The organism is Terriglobus albidus, from assembly GCF_025685425.1.
GTDB classification, from domain to species: Bacteria; Acidobacteriota; Terriglobia; order Terriglobales; family Acidobacteriaceae; genus Terriglobus; species Terriglobus albidus.
Map to the genome: position 1 here is coordinate 20254 of NZ_JAGTAS010000023.1, position 21803 is coordinate 42056.

A 21803-nucleotide genomic window follows, 5' to 3' on the forward strand; every position below is an offset into this window, starting at 1 on the left:
TAGGGTGGGCAGAGAAGTCACGGAATTTATTTTGAGCTAAGAGACATGGTGGGAGCAGCGGGCTTCAGCCCGCTGATAGAGGGCTCCATATAAAAGATGGGCTTTAGCCCGGGGCTTTCCTGCATGTCAGGACAAATGCGCAGGGCTAAGCCCTTTTCTATAAAGCCTATAAGTCCGAGGGCTGAAGCCCACGGCTCCCACCTGGTTCGAGCTTCGCTCGAAGATGAGTTCACGATTACAACTTCTTCGATACCGCAACAATATCAATATTCTGTCGCCGCAACGTATTCGCCGTCGCGCGATCGAAATCCGCTTCAGCCTCGCCCCGATCCGCAGCCGCACGAATCTCGCGCAACTTCGCACTGATCAACTCATTCTGCCGCTGCAGTACGAGGTAAACCGTCGACGTACCCGCCTTGAACTGACGCTGCTCGCTATCGTACTGCTGCTGCGCGAGCATGGCAGCCCGATGAGCCGCGTTCAACACCAGATCGGCATTAACAAGCTGCTGCAGACCATTACGCACATCACTCTCGACCGTCATCTCAAGCTGCTGCTGTTGGGCAATGGTCTGCTTCTTATTCGCGTCGGCAACTGCGGCTTGTGCACGCGCAGTCCGGTTGCCGATGGGCCACGACATCTGAACGCCGATCTTGACGATCGGGAAACGGCCATCGCGAAGATTGCCAAGCGACTGGCCGTAGCCCCCGACGAAGAAAGACGGCACTCCACTGGAACTACTGCCGCTGGAGAGCGAGATTGGCGGCAGGCCGGCGATCGCCGAAAGATCGTTGATGCGCGTGACCAGCGGAGCAAACAAGCTTCCGAAAAGATCGGAGGACTGTGGCACGGTGCGGCCAGAAAGGCCTTGCACGCCAAGCTGCGCCGTCAGATTGATCTGCGGCTTTGACTGTTCGTGCGCGAGCCGGGCATCGAGGCCGCTAACCTGCACACCAATGGCTCCGGCCTTGAGATCGGGACGATCGGCGAGCGCCTGCTGCATCGCCTCTTCCAGTGTGGGAATAGGAGATGACTCCGTAGGACTGCTGGCGGTCTTCAGTGCGACGCTCCACAGCGGATCGCTTCGGTTCGGCAGTATCAGCGCCTTCAACGAGTTCTCCGCCTTGGTGACCTGCTGCTGTGCGTTGAAGACGTTCTGCTGGTAAGTCGACATCTGTGTCTGCGTCTGGATGACGTCGATCGGCGCCTGCGTCCCTTGTTCTACCTGCCGGCGGTTGCTGGCGTCCTGCTGTTCGGCCAGGCGCACCGCCTCGATCTGTACATCCAGATTGCGCAGCGCATAGTCGAGCTCCCAGTAGGCATGAATGGCCTGCGTGGTGGTCTCGATGACCTTCTGGCGGAACTGTTCGTCGCTCTGTTCAATGTTCTTGCGTGTGACCTTAAGCCGTTCGCGGTTTTGATCAAAGAGCAGACCGCCCCACAACGGCTGGGTGAAGTTCGCCGTGGCCGATGTGGTGTAGGTGGGGTTCAGCGTGTTGTAGGTATTGCTGCTGTTGCTTCTAGTAGAAGCGAAGTCGAGCTTGTAGGTCGTGCCCAGCCACGGAGAACTGCCGCTGATCTGCGGATCGGCGTAGAACTCCTTCTGCGTGAGAGCGCCGTTGGTCGCTCCGCCGAGCGATGACGAGACCGGCGTGACCTGGCGCATGGTATGCGCGTTGCCGCCGATGACCGGATCGAAGTATCCCCGGGCTGCCTTCAGGTTAAGTACAGCCTTCCGCTGCGCAAGATGCGAGACCTCGATATCGCGGTTGTTGGCTAATACTGCCTGAATGACGTCGGGCAGCGTTATGGGAGCTTCGCCGGTGATGCCGATGCGTGGAGCAATCTGGAGCGAAACGGCAGGCGGAAGCGGAGGTGACGCCGGCGAGGCCTCCTGTGCAAATGCAGCGGCGGAAGCGAGAGAGAGTGCGATCACAAACTGCTTCATGCTAGACGACCTCATTCGAGGGTGCGAGCACCGTGTTGCGCTTCCACTTGGGAATGCGGACAAAGAGAGAACGCGCCATCCGGGCAGGCTTGCTCCAGATGGGATGCGCGGCAATGTCCTCAAACAACGAGTAGAAGACCGGCACAGCAATGAGCGTCAGCAGAAGGCAGAGCGACTGGCCGCCCACGACCAGTACACCGATGGAACGGTTCGTGGCCGAGCCGGTGCCGCGAGAGATCACCAGCGGCAGCATGCCTGCGACCAGCGCCAGCGTCGTCATCAGAATGGGCCGCAGGCGATCCTGATTAGCTTGCAGAATCGCTTCATACCGAGGCATACCGGCGGCGCGCAGACCGTTGGTGTGATCGATCTGCAGGATGGCGTTTTTCTTTACGATGCCGAAGAGCAGCAGCAGGCCAAGCGCGGAGAAGATGTTGACCGTCTGCCCGGTGAGCAGCAACGACAGGATGCCGAAGGGAACAGCGAGTGGTAGCGTGAGCAGAATGGTCACCGGATGGATGAACGATTCGAACTGGGCAGCCAGCACGATGTACATGAAGATGAAGGTCAGGGCAAAGGCCAGCAGGAAGTAGTAACCGGTACGGCCAAGCTCCTTCGAGGCTCCGGCAAGACCGGTACGGTAATCGGGCTCCATGTGCATCTCAGTCACAGCCTTCTGTAATGAGGCGAGAACCTGCGACTGCGAGTAGCCGGGCAGAATATTACAGCTTACGGTCACCTGCCGCTGCCGTGCGATGCGGTTCACGGAGGATGGACCGGTGGAGTTCTGGGTAGAGACCACCTCGTTCAAGCCGACGTAGCCCAATTGGCGTGTCGAGGGAACCGTAATCTTATTCAACTCTTCGATGCGGCTGCGGAACTGTTCTCCGGCGCGGACTCGCACATCGTACTGTTCATCGCCCGCGTTGAAGGTCGATGCGGTCTCACCGGCGACCAGGGTATTGAGCGCCTGTTCGATGTTATTGACCGAGACACCAAGATCGGCGGCGCGAGCACGGTCGATCTCCAGGCGAACCTCGGGCTTGCCGCTGCGTAGGGAGGAGTCGGCATCGGTCACGCCCGGAATCTTCTTCATCCGCGCCAGCAGCTTGTCAGAGTACTGTGTCAGCTTGTCGAGATCAGGCCCCTGGATGTAGTACTGCACCTGCGCATTGCTGGCTCCGTTGCCGACGGTGGCAACCAGCTCGACGCTGGTGTGCAGGTTGCTGGGAAAGGTGGTCAGCAGCTTACGCGTCTGCTGCATCAGCTCGGTCTGCGAGTTGTGACGATTGGCAACATCCACCAGCTTGACGTAAATACTGGCGCTGTTTACTGCTCCATCGGTTCCGCCGCCTGCAGTCATCAGCGTGCTCTGCACGCCCGGCAGCTTGCGGATCGCCTGGGCAATGGCTTCCGTCTCCTGCGTGGTGGCCGCCAGCGAGCTTCCCTCAGGCGTGCGGATCAACACATTGAACTGCGACTGATCGTCAGCTGGAGTGAAGTCTTTTCCGACGAGGATGAAGAGCGGAATCAGGCTCAGGATGGTGCCGCCGCAGATCATCACGACAGCCTTGCGATGCGCCATCGACCACTCCAGCAGCTGCAGATAGTGGCCGTTGATGTACTGAAAGAAGCGCGAATCCTTCGAGCCCTGCTGTTCGGAGGCGTGATGACTGTCCTTCTTCGCCGGAACCTTGATGAACCTCGAGCAGAGCATCGGCGTCAGCGTGAATGAAACCAGCAGCGAGACCGCGATGGCGAAGGCGGAAGTAAAGCCAAAGGAGCTCATGAAACGGCCGACGATGCCGCCCATGAAGCCGACCGGAAGAAAGACCGCGAGCAACGACAACGTGGTCGCCATGACGGCCAGACCGATCTCACGTGTGCCTTCGATCGCCGCTTCGAAGGGAGACATGCCCTTCTCTTCAATGAAGCGATAGATGTTTTCCAGCACGATGATGGCATCGTCGATCACAATGCCGACCATCAGGGTCAAGGCGAGCATGGTGATCTGGTTCAGCGTGAAGCCCATCGCCTTCATCAACGCGAAGGTCGAGATGATCGAAGTCGGAATAGCGATCGCGGCGATCAGCGTGGTGCGCCAGTTGGCCAGGAAGACGAAGATGATGGCGCAGGCGAAGATACTGCCTTCGATCAGGTGATGCTTGATGGACTGAATCGCTGCCTCAATAAAGATTGATTGGTCCTGTACGACCTGCGTGCGTACGTCCTTGGGAAGTGTCGGTGCAATCTCGGCAAGGCGCTGTTTGACCTCGGTGGCGACCTCGACCGAGTTCGCTCCGGACTGCTTGGAGACGACCAGCATGACAGCCGGTGTGCCGTTCAACCGGCCCGAGGTTCTGGGTTCGGCGTAGCTGTCTTCGGCTGAGCCGACATCGCTAACCTTGACGACATAACCCTGGCGCGGAGCGATGGCGATGTCGTTGAACTGTGTCGCGGTGGTGAGGCGACCCATGGTGCGCACGGTGAACTCACGCGTGCCCGCGTTGAGCGAGCCGCCGGGGAGTTCCAGGTTCTGCTGGCGCACGGCGTTCACCACGTCGGTGATCGTGAGGCTGTAGGCGCGTAAACGCTCGGGATCGACGTTGACGTGGATCTCACGCCGCGCGCCGCCGACCAGCTGCACCTGGCCGACTCCGCTGATGTTCTCAAGCTTCTGCCGCAGCAGCTTGTCGGCGATGAGTGTCAGGTCGCGCAGCGACCGCGGTGCAGAGACTGCAATCTGCAGTACGGGGGCGGCATCAGGATCGAACTTCTGCACGACCGGCGCCTTCGCCGTCTGCGGAAGGTCATTGCGGATGAGGTTGATCTTGTTCTGCACCTCTTCGGCCGCAACGTCACCGTTCTTGTCCAGGTCGAAGGTGATGATGACCTGAGCCTGGCCCTCGGAGGAATTGGATCGCAGCTCATCGATACCGCTGATGGTGTTGACGGCATCTTCGACCTTTTTGCTGATCTCGGTTTCGATCTCTTCCGGTGAGGCTCCCGGATCGGCCACGCTCACAGCGACAGTAGGCACGTCGACTTTGGGCAAAAGATCGACGCCAAGACTGAAGTAGGAGAAGGCGCCCACCACCATGAGCGAGAGAATCAGCATGGTGGCAAAGACAGGCCGGCGAACGCAAAGTTTAGCTAAACCGTGCATGAGAGGAGCTCCTTACCGGCCTGCCTGCACGGTGACGGTAGCGCCGTCGTACAGGTCAGACTGTTTATTGAGGGCGACCACCTCGCCGGCGTTAAGCCCATTGAGGACGCGAAGCAAACCGTTCTCGGTTTCGCCCAGCGTGACAACGCGTAGGTGCGCCTTGCCTCCATCGAGGACAAAGATCTGGTTGGAGTCGGTCGTACGATCGCGGACGACTGCTGCCTTGGGAACGAAGACCGCGTTCTCCATGCCCGGCAGAACGACGCGTGCACTGGCGAACATACCCGGACGCAGCGTGCCGTCACTGTTGGTGAAGCGCGCTTCAAGGATGAAGGAGCGCGAGTCAGGATTGACCGCAGGATTGAGAGCAGAGGTCGTGCCCTGGAAGTCGCGGTCGCCGTAAGCGGCAACGCGGGCTGTGACCGGCATACCCACCTTCAGACCAGCCGCGCTCTTCTCCGGTGTCTGCAACTGCAGCTTGAGTGTGTCCATGCGAACCACCGTGGCGACGGAACTTGAAGTTGTGACGTACTCCCCAATCGCGACCGGCCGTGCGCTGACATAACCATCAAAGGGCGCACGGATGCTTGTATCGGCAAGCGCTTTCTCTGCCTGCCCGACCTGCGCCTGCATGGCTTCCAACGATGCCTGCGAGGAGTTGACGGCCTGGAAGCTCTGGCGTGCCGAGTTCAAGGCGCCTTCGTATTGCTGCCGTGATGCGTTCGCCTCGGCCTCGGCGGTTTCGGCCTGAGTGCGCTGCTTTTCGTAGACACTCTGCGAGACGTCTCCGGTGGCAACAAGATTGGCATAACGCTTGGCATCGGCAGCAGCGAGTCGAGCTTGAGCGGCAGAGGACTCATAGGTGGCCTTTGCCGCAGCGACCTCGGGAACGCGGGAGGCGTCAAAGCTGCCTGGGCCCATCGTATTGCCAAGCCCGATACGCGACTGGGATTGACGCAGTGCCGCTTGTGCTTCGGCAAGCTGCGCCTTGTACTGCGCAAGCTTCAGCTCGGCATCGCGATGGTCAAGCTCGCAGATCACATCGCCGGCCTTGACGAAGGCTCCGACAGAGACTGGCGTACGGATGACACGGCCGGAGACGGCGGGAGCGACATCCGAAGACTCTTCGGCGACGAAGCTGCCCGTCTCAGAGAGAGTGACGGCCACCTGCCTGCCCATAGCCCGGACGGCGCTTACCTGAACTACAGTTGCGGCATTGACGGTGTTGTCTGTTTTCCTGCGAAAGCAGCCGGCAGGCAACAACGTAATCAGCAACAGAGCCGCGAGATTTCTGGATCGGGAGTAAAGGTGGTGCAAACAGTGTGTCGGCATCGGACAGCTTCCGGGTTCGAGATGAATGCTCGATCTGAGTTTAATGGCACACAGTGCCATTGTCAACCTATTGTGCCAGAAATGGCCAGCAAGGTTACAATCGCCGTATGGCAGTTCAGGAAACCTCCACCCGTAACTCGCTGCAGGCAAAGAAACAGGATGTAGTACGCGGCGAGATCTGGAATGCGGCAATCGACCTCTTTTTCGAGCACGGCTTCGACAACGTGCACGTAGATCAGATCGCGGCGAAAGCCGGCGTCTCGCGCCGCACCTTCTTCCGCTACTACGGGTCGAAGGAAGATGTGATGGGCGCGACGGTAAAGCGTTACGGCGAGGCGCTGGCGAGGGCGATCCGCGATCAGAAGGCGGAGCTGAGCTCGCTGGAGGCAGCAAAGGCGGCCATCAAACAGGTGTTAGGGCCCACACTCCATCTGACGGAACGCGTGGTCCAGGTAGCAGAGCGCAGTCCTGCGGCCCGGATGGCACAGTTTCTTCAGGTCCCATTGCTGGAACGGGAAGTCACCTGGGCTTTTGCCAGCCGCTCAAAGCGGATAACCAAGGAATCGGCTCTGGAGAACAGAATCCTGGCGAGCCTTACGATGACCGTAACCGGCATGTGCGTGGAGCTCTGGGTGAAAGATCAGAAGCGCTCCATGCCTGAGATCGTCGACGAAGTCTTCGCCGCGATCGTGCATCTCTTCCGCGCAGAAGAAGACAAGCCTAAGAGCCCGAAACGATAGAGCCGATGCTCTCGATCAACTTGTTGTTTGTCATTCTGTAGCGAGCGGAGAAATCCGCTTCTCTGTCAGTATCTTGCCCCCAGCGGCTAAAGCCGCTTCCTTTGCTTACCCTGGTGCGGGACGGCTGAAGCCGTCCCCTTAAGCAAGGCATTCGCACCTGCGGTGCGAATCGGCGCTCCGCGCAACAGGTCAATACAGTGAAGGAAATCCGCTAACATCCGTTCGCGCGTAGCGCGATGTCTTGCTTAAGGGCACGGCTTCAGCCGTGCTGTATAAAGCCCGCAAGACGTTCGGCTTTAGCCGCTGAGGGCAAATTTATTAGCGCCGATGTACTACATCTCACCGCATATTCTCTTGAGTAAAGCCCACGGCTCCCACCCAAGGACTACTTCCCGCCAAGCTCCGTCAGATACTTCCGGTACGCCGAGATCTTCTCCGGCTGCGACCGGTAATACACGTTCAATCCCTCTTTGCGCGACGTGACCAGGCCGAGATCCGTCAACACCTTCAGATGATGTGAGATCGTTGCCGGCGAGATAGTGTGCCGTTCACAGATCTCGCCGCAGTAGAGCTCATCGCCCTGGGCAATCTGTGCATAGATCGCGAGCCGGTTCGGATCGCCGAGCGCTTTCGCAATCTGTGCCGCTTCTTTATCGGTCAACTTGCCCATATGCAATTAGAGCATTTTCCTGTAGGCGCGATGCAGGGCTTTTGCATCTATGGGCGTTTTCCGCAATGAAAACGCCGCTGCATGCTTCTCCCGGGATACCCAGCAACAGGAAAGATGCTTTAGACGTGCTCCCCACCCAAAACGACGCGCGACTGCAAAAGCTGAATCCAACTAATTCGACGCGCATCAAAATACTCGAAATACGAAAAATGACCTTCGAAAGGGAAGACGACATTATGTGGATCGTCCGCTTTGCTCTCGATCGCCCCTACACCTTCATAGTAGCGTCGATCCTCATTCTGATCATGGGTTTCTCTTCGATTGCGACGACCCCGACCGATATCTTCCCCAATATCGATATCCCGCAGATCACCGTGATCTGGTCTTACTCCGGCCTTCCGGCAAAGGAGATGGAACAGCGCATTACCACCTTCAGCGAGTTCGTCATGGCCGTGGTGAATGACGTAAAAGCCATCGACTCGCAGACCACCAGCGGTGCGGCGGTCATCAAAATATCGTTCCAGCCGCAGGTGCGCATCGATGCGGCGATGTCGCAGGTTGGAGCCGCTGTAAACTCCATCCGCTTCCGTATGCCGCAGGGTGTGAATCCGCCGTGGATCCTTCGCTTTAGCGCCTCGACCGTACCGATCATTCAGCTATCGCTGTCGAGCGACACCCTTTCCGAATCCGAGATCTATGACTACGGTTTGTTCCGTGTCCGCCAGCAGTTGACCAAGGTCCCAGGCACACTTTTGCCTACGCCATACGGCGGTGTGGCCCGTCAGATCATGGTCGATCTCGATCAGAATGCGCTGCTGGCAAAAGGTCTGACGCCGGTCGACATTACGAACGCCATTAATGCACAGAACGTAACGCTGCCATCGGGCACCGCGAAGGTCGAGAACACGGAATACACCGTCAGTACTAACTCCAGCCCGGTCGACGCGCTTTCACTGAATGATGTTCCCATCAAGGAAGTGAACGGCGCCATGGTGTACATGCGCGATGTAGCGCATGTACGTGACGGATGGTCGGTGCAGCAGAACGTTGCGCGTTCGAATGGAAAGCCAGCCGCGCTGCTCACTATTATGAAGACCGGCTCGGTCTCGACGCTCGATATCGTCAAGCAGATCAAGGACGATGTGCTGCCGGCCTCACGCGCCGCCGCTCCTCCGGGATTGAAAATTACGGAGCTCTTCGATCAGTCGATCTTCGTGAAAGCCTCCATCATGGGTGTGCTGCGTGAGGGCATCATTGCAGCGGCTCTCACGGCATTGATGATCCTGCTCTTCCTCGGTAGCTGGCGCAGTACGCTGATTATCGCGGTCTCAATCCCTCTCTCAATCCTCAGCTCCATCATCGTGCTCTCTGCGCTGGGCGAGACGATGAACACGATGACCCTTGGCGGTCTGGCGCTGGCTATCGGCATCCTGGTGGACGATGCGACCGTCACGATCGAAAATATTCATCGCCACATGCACGGCCAGACGTTGCGTGAGGCGGTGCTGATCGGCGCCTCCGAGATTGCGGGACCGACCCTGATCTCCACGCTTACCATCTGCATCGTGTTCGTCTCGGTGGTCTTCCTCACCGGACCGGCGAAGTTCCTCTTTACCCCAATGGCGCTTGCTGTGGTCTTTGCCATGCTCGCTTCTTATGTACTGTCACGTACGCTGGTGCCGGTCCTGGTGAACTATCTCCTGGGAGCGGAGCACAGCTTTGAAGGCCAGACGACCGGCGAGGTGCTGACCGCCGGTGCAGGTGGGTTCTTCCGCCGCATCAACGATCGCTTCAACCAGGGCTACACCTGGCTGCAGCATCGCTATACTGCGGCTCTCGAAAACTTCCTCGCTCATCGTCGCGCCGCGTTGTTTGCCTCCGTGGCGGTCATGTTGTCAGCCTTCGTACTGCTGCCTTTTATCGGCCGTGACTTTTTCCCCAGCGTCGACGCCGGACAGATCAAGCTGCACATCCGCACGCGTCCCGGAACTCGTATCGAGAGCACCAAGGTGGTCTTCAGCCGGGTTGAAGAGGAGATCCGCAAGGTCATTCCCGCGGATGAGACCGAACTGGTGATGGACAACATCGGCCTTACGCCGGAGACCTTCAACTATGCCTTCGGTGATGGCTCGACGATCAGCAGCGCCGACGGTGAGATCCTGATCGCGCTGAATGAGAAGCATCACTCCACCGAGGGCTACATCAAGCGGCTGCGCTCGGAGCTTCCAAAGAAGTTTCCGGACGCGACCTTCTTCTTCCAGCCCGCGGACATGGTGACGCAGATCCTGAACTTCGGTCTGCCCGCGCCGATCGACATTCAGATACAGGGCTATGATCCGGCGAACTACGAGATCGCACGCCGTCTGCGCGAACGGCTGGCAACGGTTCCCGGAGCGGTCGATGTGCACATGCATCAGGTGGTCAATGCGCCTGACCTGCATCTCGATATCGATCGTGTACGCGCCGCGCAGTTCGGGCTGACGCAGCAGGACGTGGCAAACAGCCTGTATATCTCGCTGAGCTCCAGCGCGGCGGTGCAGCCCAACTTCTGGCTCGATCCGAAGATGGGCATCACCTATACCGTTGCCGCGCAGACTCCGCAGTACAGCATCGATTCGGTGAACGCGCTGCAGAACACACCGATCCCGATCCATACGCTCGCCAACCGCACTGAGGTACTACGCAATATGGCGACCCTCAAGCCGGCGATCATGCCGGTGGTGGTCAATCACCATAATGGCGCGCCGGTTTATGACATCTATGCCAACACGCAGAACAGCGATCTGGGTTCGGTGGCGTCGAAGGTCAACCGCATCGTTAAGGAAGAGAGTGCGCATCTGCCGCCCGGCACGAAGATTGTGGTCCGCGGTCAGGTGGAGAGCATGAATGAGGCCTTTACCCGCCTGGGCGTTGGTCTTACCTTCGCCGCTCTTCTGGTCTATCTGCTGATGGTCGTCAACTATCAGAGCTGGCTGGATCCATTCATCATCATCTGCGCTCTGCCCGGAGCCTTCTGCGGAATCGTCTGGGCCTTGTTCCTCACCCAGACCACCTTCAACGTGCCTTCGCTGATGGGCGCCATCATGTCCATCGGTGTGGCAACGGCGAACTCCATTCTGCTGGTCACCTTCGCCAACGAGCTTCGCGTCGGTGGCGAGACAGCGGTAGGAGCCGCCGTAACAGCGGGCTTCACCCGTCTGCGGCCCATCCTGATGACCGCCTGCGCCATGATCATTGGCATGTTGCCGATGGCCCTGGGCATGGGCGAGGGCGGTGAGCAGAACGCTCCTCTGGCCCGCGCCGTCATCGGTGGTCTCAGCATGGCGACGTTCGCAACCCTGTTCTTTGTCCCATTGATGTTCACTCTGATTCACGGAAAGAAACCAGTTCAGGAGGCCGCATGATCAGCACTCAGGAAACTCCCACCCGCGACCGTGTCCAGGCGAAATCCGGAAGTCGAACCAAGGTGATTGGCGCCGGTGCCGCTGTTTTTCTCGCCCTCGCCGCAGTCGGCGCATTGCCCCGCGTTGCAAGTTACCGCGAGGCAATGGCGGCGACAAATGAAGCTCCGGTCACGCATCCCGTTGTGAGCGTGATCCACGCCACCAAAGGCGAGCCGACATCGCAGCTCGTCCTGCCGGGCAACATCGAGCCGCTGTACACCGCGAACCTGTATGCCCGCGTGGACGGCTATCTGGATCGCCGCAACGTCGATATCGGAACGAAGGTCCGCGCCGGCCAGGTGCTGGCAGTGATCTCCTCGCCTGAGATCGATCAGCAGTTGAGCCAGGCGAAGGCGACCCTTGCACAGTCACAGGCGGCTCTCTTGCAGGCGCGTGCTGCCCTTGAGCAGGCAAAAGCGAATGCTGAGCTGGCGCGGTTGACGCGCGAGCGCGATGTTCCATTGGGCGAGCAGCATGCTATCTCCCAGCAGATTGTGGACTCCGCTGTGCAGAATCACAATGCGAGGGTTGCAGATGTCTCCGCGGCCAACGCAAATATCGCCGCGGCTGAAGCCAGCGTGGCTGCGAACCTGGCCAACGTAGCGCGGCTGCAGCAGATGCAGAACTTCGAGCGCATCGTCGCTCCCTTCGATGGTGTGATCACACAGCGCAATGTGGAGCGTGGTGACCTGGTCAGCGCATCGACTCAGACGAAGCCGCTGTTCAGCATCGCGCAGAGCGACACGTTGAGAATCTATGTCGATGTGCCTCAGTCCGAGGCGGTCAATATTCGTGACGGACAGAAGGCGAGCATCGATGTCACCGAGCGTCTGGGACGCGACTACACCGGAACCGTCATCCGCAATGCTTCGGCGCTGAATGATGCCGCGCGAACCATGCGGACGGAGGTACAGGTCGACAATCACGACGCCTCACTTCTGCCTGGTATGTACGCGCAGGTGCACTTCACCCTATCGCAGCAGCACACGTCACTGATCATTCCCACCAGCTCGCTGGTCATCGACCATGCGGGCATGCACGTGGTGACGGTCGATGCCGGACAGAAGGTGCATTTTGTTCCTGTAACCATCGGTAAGGACATGGGCAAAGAGGTGGAGGTCCTTGCCGGACTGAACGGAAGCGAGTCGCTGGTCGCAAGCCCGGGCGATCTGCTCAGTGAGGGCCAACATGTCGAACTCCGCTAAGTCTCTGCTTCGCGGTGCGGGCATTGCCGTACTCGGCGGCATGCTCGCGCTGCTGGTGGCCGGCTGCAAGGTCGGCCCGAACTACAAACGTCCGGATGCCATAGCTCCGCAGAGTTATCGCGGGGCCCTGGCGCCTGAGATTGCAACGCAGTCTGCTGTGTCGCCGGCTTCGCAGGCGTCCATCGCCGAGCAGGACTGGCAAAGCATCTTCATCGATCCTGCATTGCAGGCGCTGATCGCCGAGGGGCTGAAGAACAACCTCGATCTCAAGATCGCGGCACAACGCGTGCTGGAGGCACAGTCAGTCGTCGGCATCGTGCGCTCGCAACAGTTGCCTTCGGTCAATGCAGGCGGTAGCTTCTCCGCACTGCAGCTTCCGCAAGGATTGGCGCCGCAGAATAGCGATGGCACAAAGAACGACTTTATTCGCGGCGGTGGCTTCAGCGCGTCGGCTGCCTGGAACCTCGACTTCTGGGGCTACTATCGCCGCCAGACTGAAGCTGCTCGTGCTGAATTGTTGCAGACGGAGTGGGCGCAGCGTGCGACCCGGACAGCGTTGATCCAGCAGTTGGCGGCTTCGTACTTCCAGCTCCGCAGTCTGGACTCGCAGCTTGAGATCACGAAAAAAACAATCCAGGCACGCGAGGACTCGCTTCGCCTGACGCAGTCGCTGGAGAACTACGGCGCCGGCTCCCGGGCCGACACACGGCAAGCCGAGGAACTGCTGTATACGGCCAAGGCAAATCTGCCTGAGCTCCGTCGTCAGATCGCTGCTCAGGAGAATGCCATCAGCGTCCTTCTGGGACATGCGCCTCAGGATGTCCCGCGAGGGCAGAAGATCGACGATCAGCCGCATCCGGCTCAGATCCCGACCGGTTTGCCATCGGAGCTGCTGGAACGCCGCCCTGATATTCGTCAGGCAGAGGCGACCTTGATGGCAGCGAATGCACGTGTCGGAGTAGCCAAGGCGCAGTTCTTCCCGCAGATCTCGCTGACCAGCATGGGCGGCTCAGCGAGCAATCAACTGCAGAAGATCTTCGATGGTGGCAATGCCTATTGGTATGCCGCCGGTTCGCTCTCGCAGCCGATCTTTGCCGGTGGACGGATTCGCAGCAATTACAAATATTCACAGGCACAGCAGCAGGAGATGGTAGTGCAGTATCAGAAGGCCATTCTGAATGCGCTCAAGGATGTATCGAACTCGCTGACGGCTTACAAGGAGACGCAGAGCCGCAGGGAAGAGCAAACACGTGCCGTGGCTTCTGCGGCAGATGCTGTCCGTCTGGCACGGCTGCGTTACGCCGGCGGCAACACCAGCTACATTGAGGTGTTGGCAACAGACACCGATCTCTACGATGCACAGCTCCAGTTGGCGCAGGCGCAATCGCAGGAGGCGAATTCGCTGGTGCAGTTATATGCAGCACTGGGCGGTGGTTGGAAGTAATTCGGCAGCCCATACATCGGGTACCCCAACACGATGGGTGGGAGTTCGAGCGAAGCTCGAATATCATTTCCGTCCATTCCTCCCGGGTGCCCCACCCCCGCAACGCTAGGATGGGTTCGAAAGCCACGATGGATTTTGAGAAACGGTTCGCGCGTAGCGCGAATGCCCACATAAGGTTCGCGTATCCACCCCAACGAACAAAGTTCGTTGGGGTCCCTGGTATGTGGGCACCCCGCCAGGGCAAACGAATAAGCGCTGAAGGCGCGTTCTATACCAGCCTGGGGCAACGCCCCAGGTAGCGGATAGCGAAATGGTAAGAGGGCTGAAGGCCCGGCCCATATTGCTGCAGCGTCACCGTCTCAATCGTTGCTGCCTTTCGGCTGTTCACCCGAGATGTTGAATTACATCCAATGAACGATAGGGATAGAGTTGAAGGCGCGATTATAGAGCGGGCCTTCAGCCCTTTGTTCTTTCTTAGGTCCGATACCTGGGGCTTCGCCCCAGGCTGGTATAGGGCGCGCCTTCAGCGCTTTTTCTGCTCAACCCATATGACCTGCTCTACCGGCACGCCGCATTTCCCGCATTGCGCACCGTAAAAAACGTGATCGATGCCGGCGGAAGCTTCTGTTCTCCGGCTTTCGTTCGCTCGCCGGTGATCGCAGGCAGTGTTCCATCCTGAGCGGCTTGCAACGGCTTGCCATTCAACATCATGGTCTCGCTCAGCAGTTCCGGAGCTGTGAGCGTATAACGATCAGCAGCAGGCAGCGTGATGGCATGTTCGGCATTCTTATCGATGTTCAAGGCCACTACACTCACGCCACCAGAAGCACCTTTCATGCAATGCGCATAAATGCGCAGGGTGGCATCAGGCGCAGGGCCTGAGTCGAGAACCACAGTTCCCATCAGCCGTTTCCACAACAGGGCAAGCCAGTAGTCAGGACGCGGATTGAGAGTCTCTTCGTTCAACAGGCCATAGTCGCTGGAGGCCAGTGTATTGACCATCACGGTCTGTACATTGCGACGAGCCAGCGAGCCGAGCTGATCGGCGAAGCGGAAGGTATCGATGAACGCTGAGGCCCAAGGGCTTCCACCGCAGCCGGCCTCGCCTGTCTCTGTCAGCCAGATCTGCTTGCCGGGCATATACGTATCACGGAGCTTCGCATAGAAAGCTTCGGTATCGGGGTTGCGATCGAGATAAGCAGGCGTGAGCACCTTCTCCCAGGAAAGGCCCATCTTGCCGACACAGCGGGGTGAAAGCGTGGTGTAGACGTGATAAGAGAACGCGTCAAAGACAGAGCCGGAGTCCTGCAGCATCTTTTCGGTCGAGAGCATCTTCGGCATGGGCATGCCCTCGATCATGGGAACACCTTCGCCAATACTTCCAGGACCAAGATAGATAGTGTCTGGCGATTCTGCTTTCAGGAAGGTACGGAAGGCTTTTACGTCTTTGGCAAAGGCGGCCTCGTCGTAGCCTTTAGGCGCTGCTCCTTGCGCAGCGAAGGTCGGCTCGTTCAGGAACTCAGTCGCAGCGATATGTCCGCCTGCCTTGCGGGTGAAGTCAAAGAAGGCCTTGGCCTGGGCCGTAGTCCAGTCTCCGTTCGCATCGCGTGTCCCATCGCTGATGGCGACCGAAGTCACCAGGTCTGCGCCGACGGCGTGGGCGAAGTCGATCGCGCCCTTCCACTGTGCCCGTGTCATGACGCCCTTGAAGCCCGCCGGCGGTGTGGACATCTGCGGAGCATCATCGTCCTGAAAGTAAGTGCTGTTCCGCCAAGTGCCGCTGACGCGCATGTAGCTGGGCGCAAGCGCACCGGCGAGCTTGCGGAGCTTCGCCCGGCTCAGGTCGATAGGTGGGCGGTACTGGTAAGGATCGGTGCCTGGGGCGGCCGGCGGCTGATCTTTCTTCGGGAAGGGCTTCCAGAAGCGGCCGCCGGTAATCTCGATTGCCTCGACGTTGAAGGAGACATACCGCGGATCGACCTGTGCGACGCGAGGCATCGACTTCGGCTGGAGAACAATCTGGCCGTGGAGAGATGTGCAGGCGCCAGCGAGGGAGACTACAAGGGCACTGCGAACAAGTGTGAGCCGTGGGTGTGACATGGATGAGTGCTCCGGGGACTTCGATGTAGGCAATCACATTAAATGCGTGCTTGCACGGATGTAAATTGGAAGTCGACTTTTTTGTGGGTGACCAGGTTCCCCTCTCTCGTGCCACGATCGTTTCTTTTTTGTTTGTCATTCCGCTCCCTTCGGTCGCTGCGAAATGACAAACAACTGGTCTACGCCCCTGTCGTTTTTTTACGAACAGCCCGTGCTTTCTTCTTGGGCGTACCACTGCGAACCGTATCCGGCGGAAACAGCCCGTCAAAGATCTCCTTGAGCATCAGCCTGGCCTCGCTCTGCGGCAGATGATCCGGCAGGAACTCCATCGCGAGGATCAATGCCGTCTTCACCGCCGGCAGAGCCAGAACCCGGCTGCTGAGTTTGGAGTGTCCAGGCAGTTGGGCAAGGCTGAACTCTTTGGCGAAGTTCCCGGGAGCAAAGATGCGGGTGTAACGTTCCGCCCAGGCAGCGGCCGACTCCGGATGGCGCAGCGCGTAGAGCTTCAGTTCCAGGTCAAGAATGCCGGAGCGTGGTTCGCGCAGGTTGCTGTAGAACTCGCGCAGAGCGGCAAGCTTACCGGCATAGTCTTCTGCCTCGACCTTCGAGAGCAATGTCTGTAGCTCCGCCTTCGCGATCTCGATCTGCTGTTCCTGCACGGCGAAGAAAAGCTGTTCTTTGGTCTTGTACTGCGCATAGACGGCTCCGCGGGTTCGGCCCGACAGCTGGGCGATCTCATCGATCTGTGCCCGCTCGTATCCGTCCCGCGCAAAGATCTGTTCGGCCGCCTTCAGCAGGGCATCGCGGGTGGCCTTGCTTTTAATGGCGTGTTTGGTCAGTGGTCTGTCGTGCTTCATCACCAACGATGGTACGTGAGGCGGCGGAACTGCCTCAAAGCCTGCCAGGAGCATGGGAAAGAGCCCTCCAAGGGAGAAAAGAATTTTGCTGGACAGTATTGACGTCCGGCGGTATAGATTAATGCGTGTTCACACGTATGTAATTCATGTGCACCGGAAAGGTCAATCCCTTCATGAGACTCTTCGTCGCCTCGCTCACCCTGCTCTCCACCCTCTCGTTCGCGCAGACCGCTGCCGCCCCCGACGCCAGCGGCAAATGGAAGGTCCACCTGTCGGTCGGCGGCAGTGACAGCGAAATGGAGTGTAATTTCGTTCAGGCGGGAGCAGATCTGTCAGGCAGCTGCAAGGGCGAAGCTGGAGAGGCCAAGGTGACCGGCAAGCTTGATGGCCAGCAGATCAAGTGGTCGCAACCTGGCGACTATAACGGCACCGCGCTTTTGCTGAGCTTTGACGGGAAATTGGATGGCGAGAAGATCTCCGGGAATACGACGGTCGATCCCTTTGGCGTCAGTGGCACGTTTGACGCCACAAAGGCCAAATAACGATTCGTTCTGAATCCAGGTAACCTCCCTCTGCTGCCAGTGCGGCAGAGGGATTTGTTGTGTCCGCTTGCATTCATATATCTGAATGCAGGTAATTTGTGGTGACCTCTTGACGCACCAAGGTAACCCGGCGAAAGCGCTATTGCTTCCTTTGAGCGTGTCGATGAATACGACATAAAGATAAGGAGGTTCGACCCATGAAAGACCTCACAATCAAACAAAAGCTTTTAAGCGCCACAGGCGCTTTGACTCTCCTGGTAGCAGTTCTCGGTGTTGCATTCGTATATCGCGTCAGCACTCTTGGAGACACAATCCAGGAACTTGGCCTGAAAGACGCACAGAAGTTCTATCTCGCAGGTCTTGCAGACGCAGCAGGCTCTGAGATGCTTGCCGCACAACGTGGTGAGCTCGCGCAGGCAGCGTTAGGTAATTGGACTGTAGCCTCCAAGCGTGCAGGGGAGTACGCGGAGCATGAGACTGCGCTTCGGAAATCGCTCAAGTCCGTTCGTGAGATTGGAGTGGGAGGCGCCGGCGCGGCGCTGCTGGATAAGACAGAGTCCACACTCGACCGCATCGACCCCATCTTCGCGCGGTTCAACGCGGCGGTGAATGCGCATGATCTGCAAGCCGCGCAGGACGTAAACCTGAATCAGTTGGTCCAGCCGCTCGAGGAAGTCGATAACATCAGCAAGCAGCTTCTTGAACACCAGAAAGACATCATGGCTGAGGCGAACCAGAAGGCTCATGGTGCGATCGTTGCGTCTGACACCGCCGCCTGGACATTGCTTTTCCTTGCTCTTGGCGTTGCGGGCGTGGTGACGTGGGTAGTCATTCGGCTGGAACGCGAGCTGCGCAAGAACGTGCTCGACCTGAATCAGGGTGCTGAACAGATTGCCTCCGCTGCGTCACAGATCTCGTCGTCCAGCCAGAATCTGGCTCGCGACAGCTCGGAGCAGGCGGCGATGATCGAAGAGACGTCGGCCTCTTCCGAAGAGATCTCATCCATGGCGAAGCGCAACGCGGACAATGCGCGCGCGGCGATGGGAATTGTCGGCACTGCCGTTAGCACCTCCCAGCAGAGCGCCGCGGCTGTGAAGGAGTGCGTCAACGCGATGACCGGCATCAATGAGAGTTCGCAGCAGATTGCGAAGATCATCAGCGTCATCGACAAGATTTCGTTCCAGACCAATATCCTGGCTCTGAATGCAGCGGTAGAAGCGGCCCGTGCCGGTGAGGCTGGAGCAGGCTTCGCAGTGGTCGCCGAAGAGGTGCGCAACCTCGCGCAACGCTCGGCCGAAGCAGCACATGAAACCTCGGCTCTGATCGGAGCAGCACTGACCAATGCCGAAGACGGCCGCCATAAGATCGAATCTCTGGTTCAGGCGGGAAGCAAGTTGGAAGGATCCTTTGCTGAGATCAAGTCGCTGGTCGACCAGATCGGCGATGGGTCTTCGGAGCAGGTTGGCGGCGTGGGTCAGATCGCACATGCCATCTCACGCATGGAGTCGGTCACGCAGAAAAATGCGTCAAATGCTGAGGAGTCTGCCGCAGCCGCTGAGCAGCTGAATGCGCAGTCGGGAGCGCTTCACGAACTGGCTGCCCGGCTTGGGGCTATGGTTGGTCTGCGCACCTCCTCCCGTAGGGAGGTGCAGCGTGGAGCGGAGAGATTTTCGATAAAGCCTGACGCAAAGCCTGTTGCAAAGGCCGCAAAAGCGATGATGCGTCCAGTAGCGGTCCCGATCGCTGCCGGCGGCGGGAACGACGCAAACTTTGTGGAGTTCTAGAGCATTTCCTGTACGTGTAGTGCAGGGCCTCAATATCCATGGGCGTTTTCCGCAATGAAAACGCCGCTGCACTCCTCTTCGGGGATACCCAGCAACAGGGAAAATGCTCTAATTCCACATTTCGCTGCTGCACACACTCCCGGGGAGCCGTCAGGCTCCCCGAATTTTTGTCCATTTTTCGTGTGTCATTTCGCAGTGACCGAGGGGAACGGAGAAATCTGCTTTTCTGCTACAGCGTTCTTTGCATGACTCAAGATCGGGAAAGATATCGCGCCACGCGCGACACTCATTCTTCACTGAAGCGAAGATGAGATAAGAGCAGATTTCTCCGCTTCGCTACGAAATGACAACAAAAAAGGCATCGAGCTTCAATCCACCAGTCTCGGCAGATGAATCGAAATCACCAAACCACCCCCGCGACGATTTGCCGCCGAGATCGTGCCGCCATGAAGGTGCACCGCACGCTCGGCGATAGAGAGTCCCACGCCGAATCCTCCGGTTGAATCACGACGCGCGCTGTCAGTGCGATAGAAGGCACGGAAGAGAAGGGGAAGACTCTCTTCCGGAACTCCGGGGCCGTGATCGGCGATCTCAATGGCGACCACAGGCCGCGATACGGCCGGTCTCCGTTTGTGAGCAGGTTCAAGAACATCGTCAGCCTTGATCGAGATGCTAACCTCCGTATTGGCTGCGGTGAAACGAATCGCATTGCGAACGACGTTTTCTGTCGTTCGCCGCAGCAGCTCGGCATTGCCTTCCACGAAGAGCGATGGGCTTGCTGATTGGAAAAATACACTGCGGCCGCGCGCAGCCGCTTCAAACTGCAGGTCGGGAAGCTGCGATTCGATCAGCTCTACGATGTCGATGCGTTCCTTGGGAGAGATCTCGCGCGTGCTCTCCATCAGCGAGAGTGTCAGCATCTGGCCAATGAGCTCGTTGACACGCTCGGCCTCGACCTCCATGCGATCCAATGAGGAGAGGGGTTGGGGGCTCTCTTCGCGGGCCATCTCCAGCGCCAGGCGGAGCCGTGCCAGCGGCGAACGCAGCTCGTGACTGACATCGCGCACCAGCATCTTCTGTGCCTGGATCAGCGAACTGATGCGGTCGGCCATGGAGTTGAAATCCAGCATCAGGCTGCGGACATCAGCGCCTCCGACACCGCTCCAGGGCCGTCGTTCGACCGGCAGACGCACCGCGAGATCGCCACTGGAGAACTCCCGGAACGCACGCGAAAGAGCACGTACCGGCCGCGTCAGCAGGAGGGCGAAGAGGAAGGTCACCATCATCGAGACCGGCAGTGCCACAAAAGGCATGTGCGGGAACCACGGGCGTCTGATGTAGGGGCCGCGATGCAGAACGACGTACTCTGCTGTTGCAGTGGAGTACGGCGTGGCCGTCACCCACATCGAACCGTCGTGCACACCCTGTACATCCTTTTTTTCTAAGGCTCGACGGATGACTGCAGTCATCTTCTCTGAAATCATGTCGCCGCAAAGGATCTCCCCGTGCACATCGGCGAGCAGGTACTCCTCGCCAACATGTTGAAAGCCCTCGCAGCCGTGGCGTTCATAGGCGCCTACGGCAAGGGCATGGACCTTGGTGGCGTCTGCCTGTGCAAAGGCAAAGATGTTCTCAAGCGATCCGTGTTCCTGGTCGGGATTCAGCGCGGTCGCCACCAGGAAGATACCGATAATCGAGACCCAGAACGCGAGAAACATCTGCAGGAAGAAGGTGCGCATCAGGCCTCAGCTTCCTCGTCCATGATGAACATGTAGCCGCTGTTACGGATGGAGCGGATCTTTCCGCAAAAGCCTGAAAGTTCCTCCAGCTTCTTGCGCAGCCGCGAGATGTTCATATCGACCGCGCGATCGTAGGGGCGGGACTCTCGCTCGAAGAGGGCCATGGAGATATCGTCACGGCTTACCACTTCATCCACGCGGCCCAGAAGATACTGCAGCAGCGTGAACTCGATGTCGGTAAGCGGGATGCGGCGCTCGCGAAAGAAGATCTCACGTTTACGGGCATCGACGCGGAACTCGGAGCTTGCCGAAGAACTGACGGGATCCGCGCTGTGCTGCGAGCGGCGGAGGATAGCCTTCATGCGAGCCATCAGTTCCCGCGGATTGAAAGGCTTGCCCAGATAGTCGTCTGCACCCATCTCAAGACCGACGATACGATCGACCTCTTCGCCTCGCGCTGTGAGCAGAAGCACGCGATACGGCCGGATCTTGTGCAGGCGGCGAAGCACCTCGAACCCTTCAATATCGGGCAGCATCACGTCCAGAATCAGCAGGTCAGGCTCCTCCTCGCGCGCGTGGCGAATACCCTCTTCGCCGGTATGTGCCGTGCTGACGCGCCATCCGTGAGTGGAAAGGTAGTGCTGCAGCATATCGCAGAGCTGGATATCATCGTCCACAATCAATACGGACTCGGCTGCATCGGACTTGCCTGCCACTTCACTTCTCCCTTCCTTACCTCATCCCATATTGTGCTCCACGAAGGCAACCGCGTGCGGCCGGTTACAAACTGTTACGAATCGTGACGATCGTAACGGCAATTTCCCCGTCTTTAC

At 58.7% G+C, this 21803-nt stretch carries 14 protein-coding genes; 6 read left to right on the forward strand and 8 right to left on the reverse strand.

All coding sequences use genetic code 11. The features are described from left to right. Positions 1-235: 235 nt before the first annotated feature. Genes OHL21_RS02975 through OHL21_RS02985 form a run of 3 tightly spaced genes read right to left on the reverse strand, consistent with a single transcriptional unit; the run spans position 236 to position 6446 of the window. Positions 236-1948 carry a TolC family protein gene (locus OHL21_RS02975; protein WP_263415753.1) on the reverse strand — a complete coding sequence of 571 codons (1713 nt, stop codon included), beginning with the start codon at positions 1946-1948 and terminating at the stop codon, positions 236-238. 1 nt (position 1949) lies between these two features. Beyond that, positions 1950-5114, reverse strand: coding sequence for an efflux RND transporter permease subunit (locus OHL21_RS02980; RefSeq protein WP_263415754.1), 3165 nt, complete (start codon positions 5112-5114; stop codon positions 1950-1952). A gap of 12 nt (positions 5115-5126) precedes the next feature. After that, positions 5127-6446, reverse strand: a complete 1320-nt coding sequence (locus tag OHL21_RS02985; protein ID WP_263415755.1) for an efflux RND transporter periplasmic adaptor subunit — start codon at positions 6444-6446, stop codon at positions 5127-5129. 107 nt (positions 6447-6553) lie between these two features. On the opposite strand from OHL21_RS02985, the gene OHL21_RS02990 reads away from it, so the two are divergent. Then, positions 6554-7186, forward strand: coding sequence for a TetR family transcriptional regulator (locus OHL21_RS02990; protein ID WP_263415756.1), 633 nt, complete (start codon positions 6554-6556; stop codon positions 7184-7186). 385 nt (positions 7187-7571) lie between these two features. Here the strand turns inward: OHL21_RS02990 and OHL21_RS02995 are convergent, their stop codons facing one another. Then, a complete protein-coding gene (locus OHL21_RS02995; RefSeq protein WP_263415757.1) occupies positions 7572-7856 on the reverse strand; it encodes an ArsR/SmtB family transcription factor in 285 nt (94 codons plus the stop codon). Positions 7857-8065: 209 nt separating this feature from the next. On the opposite strand from OHL21_RS02995, the gene OHL21_RS03000 reads away from it, so the two are divergent. The 3 genes from OHL21_RS03000 to OHL21_RS03010 are packed head-to-tail and all read left to right on the forward strand — an operon-like array spanning position 8066 to position 13948. Then, on the forward strand, positions 8066-11260 hold the full coding sequence (locus OHL21_RS03000) for an efflux RND transporter permease subunit (protein ID WP_263415758.1): 3195 nt from the start codon (positions 8066-8068) through the stop codon (positions 11258-11260). Further along, positions 11257-12504: an efflux RND transporter periplasmic adaptor subunit gene (locus OHL21_RS03005; RefSeq protein ID WP_263415759.1), complete on the forward strand. Its 1248-nt coding sequence runs from the start codon at positions 11257-11259 to the stop codon at positions 12502-12504. Before OHL21_RS03000 ends, OHL21_RS03005 begins: the two co-directional genes overlap by 4 nt. Further along, on the forward strand, positions 12488-13948 hold the full coding sequence (locus OHL21_RS03010; RefSeq protein ID WP_263415760.1) for an efflux transporter outer membrane subunit: 1461 nt from the start codon (positions 12488-12490) through the stop codon (positions 13946-13948). The genes OHL21_RS03005 and OHL21_RS03010 overlap by 17 nt, the downstream gene beginning before the upstream one ends. A gap of 558 nt (positions 13949-14506) precedes the next feature. Here the strand turns inward: OHL21_RS03010 and OHL21_RS03015 are convergent. Then, a complete protein-coding gene (locus OHL21_RS03015) occupies positions 14507-16048 on the reverse strand; it encodes a glycosyl hydrolase family 79 N-terminal domain-containing protein (RefSeq protein ID WP_263415761.1) in 1542 nt (513 codons plus the stop codon). Between the two features lie 179 nt (positions 16049-16227). Next, complete coding sequence (locus tag OHL21_RS03020; RefSeq protein WP_263415762.1) at positions 16228-16959, reverse strand: TetR/AcrR family transcriptional regulator; 732 nt, start codon at positions 16957-16959, stop codon at positions 16228-16230. Between the two features lie 119 nt (positions 16960-17078). Here OHL21_RS03020 and OHL21_RS03025 point away from each other — a divergent pair, with 119 nt between their 5' ends. Next, positions 17079-17447 (forward strand): hypothetical protein, encoded by a 369-nt coding sequence (locus tag OHL21_RS03025; RefSeq protein WP_263415763.1) that lies wholly within the window; start codon positions 17079-17081, stop codon positions 17445-17447. A gap of 197 nt (positions 17448-17644) precedes the next feature. After that, positions 17645-19231, forward strand: a complete 1587-nt coding sequence (locus tag OHL21_RS03030; RefSeq protein WP_263415764.1) for a methyl-accepting chemotaxis protein — start codon at positions 17645-17647, stop codon at positions 19229-19231. Between the two features lie 368 nt (positions 19232-19599). Here the strand turns inward: OHL21_RS03030 and OHL21_RS03035 are convergent, their stop codons facing one another. After that, a complete protein-coding gene (locus tag OHL21_RS03035) occupies positions 19600-20970 on the reverse strand; it encodes a sensor histidine kinase (RefSeq protein WP_263415765.1) in 1371 nt (456 codons plus the stop codon). Continuing rightward, entirely contained in the window at positions 20970-21686 is a 717-nt protein-coding gene (locus OHL21_RS03040; protein WP_263415766.1) for a response regulator transcription factor, read from the reverse strand. The genes OHL21_RS03035 and OHL21_RS03040 overlap by 1 nt, the downstream gene beginning before the upstream one ends. Positions 21687-21803 lie beyond the last annotated feature (117 nt).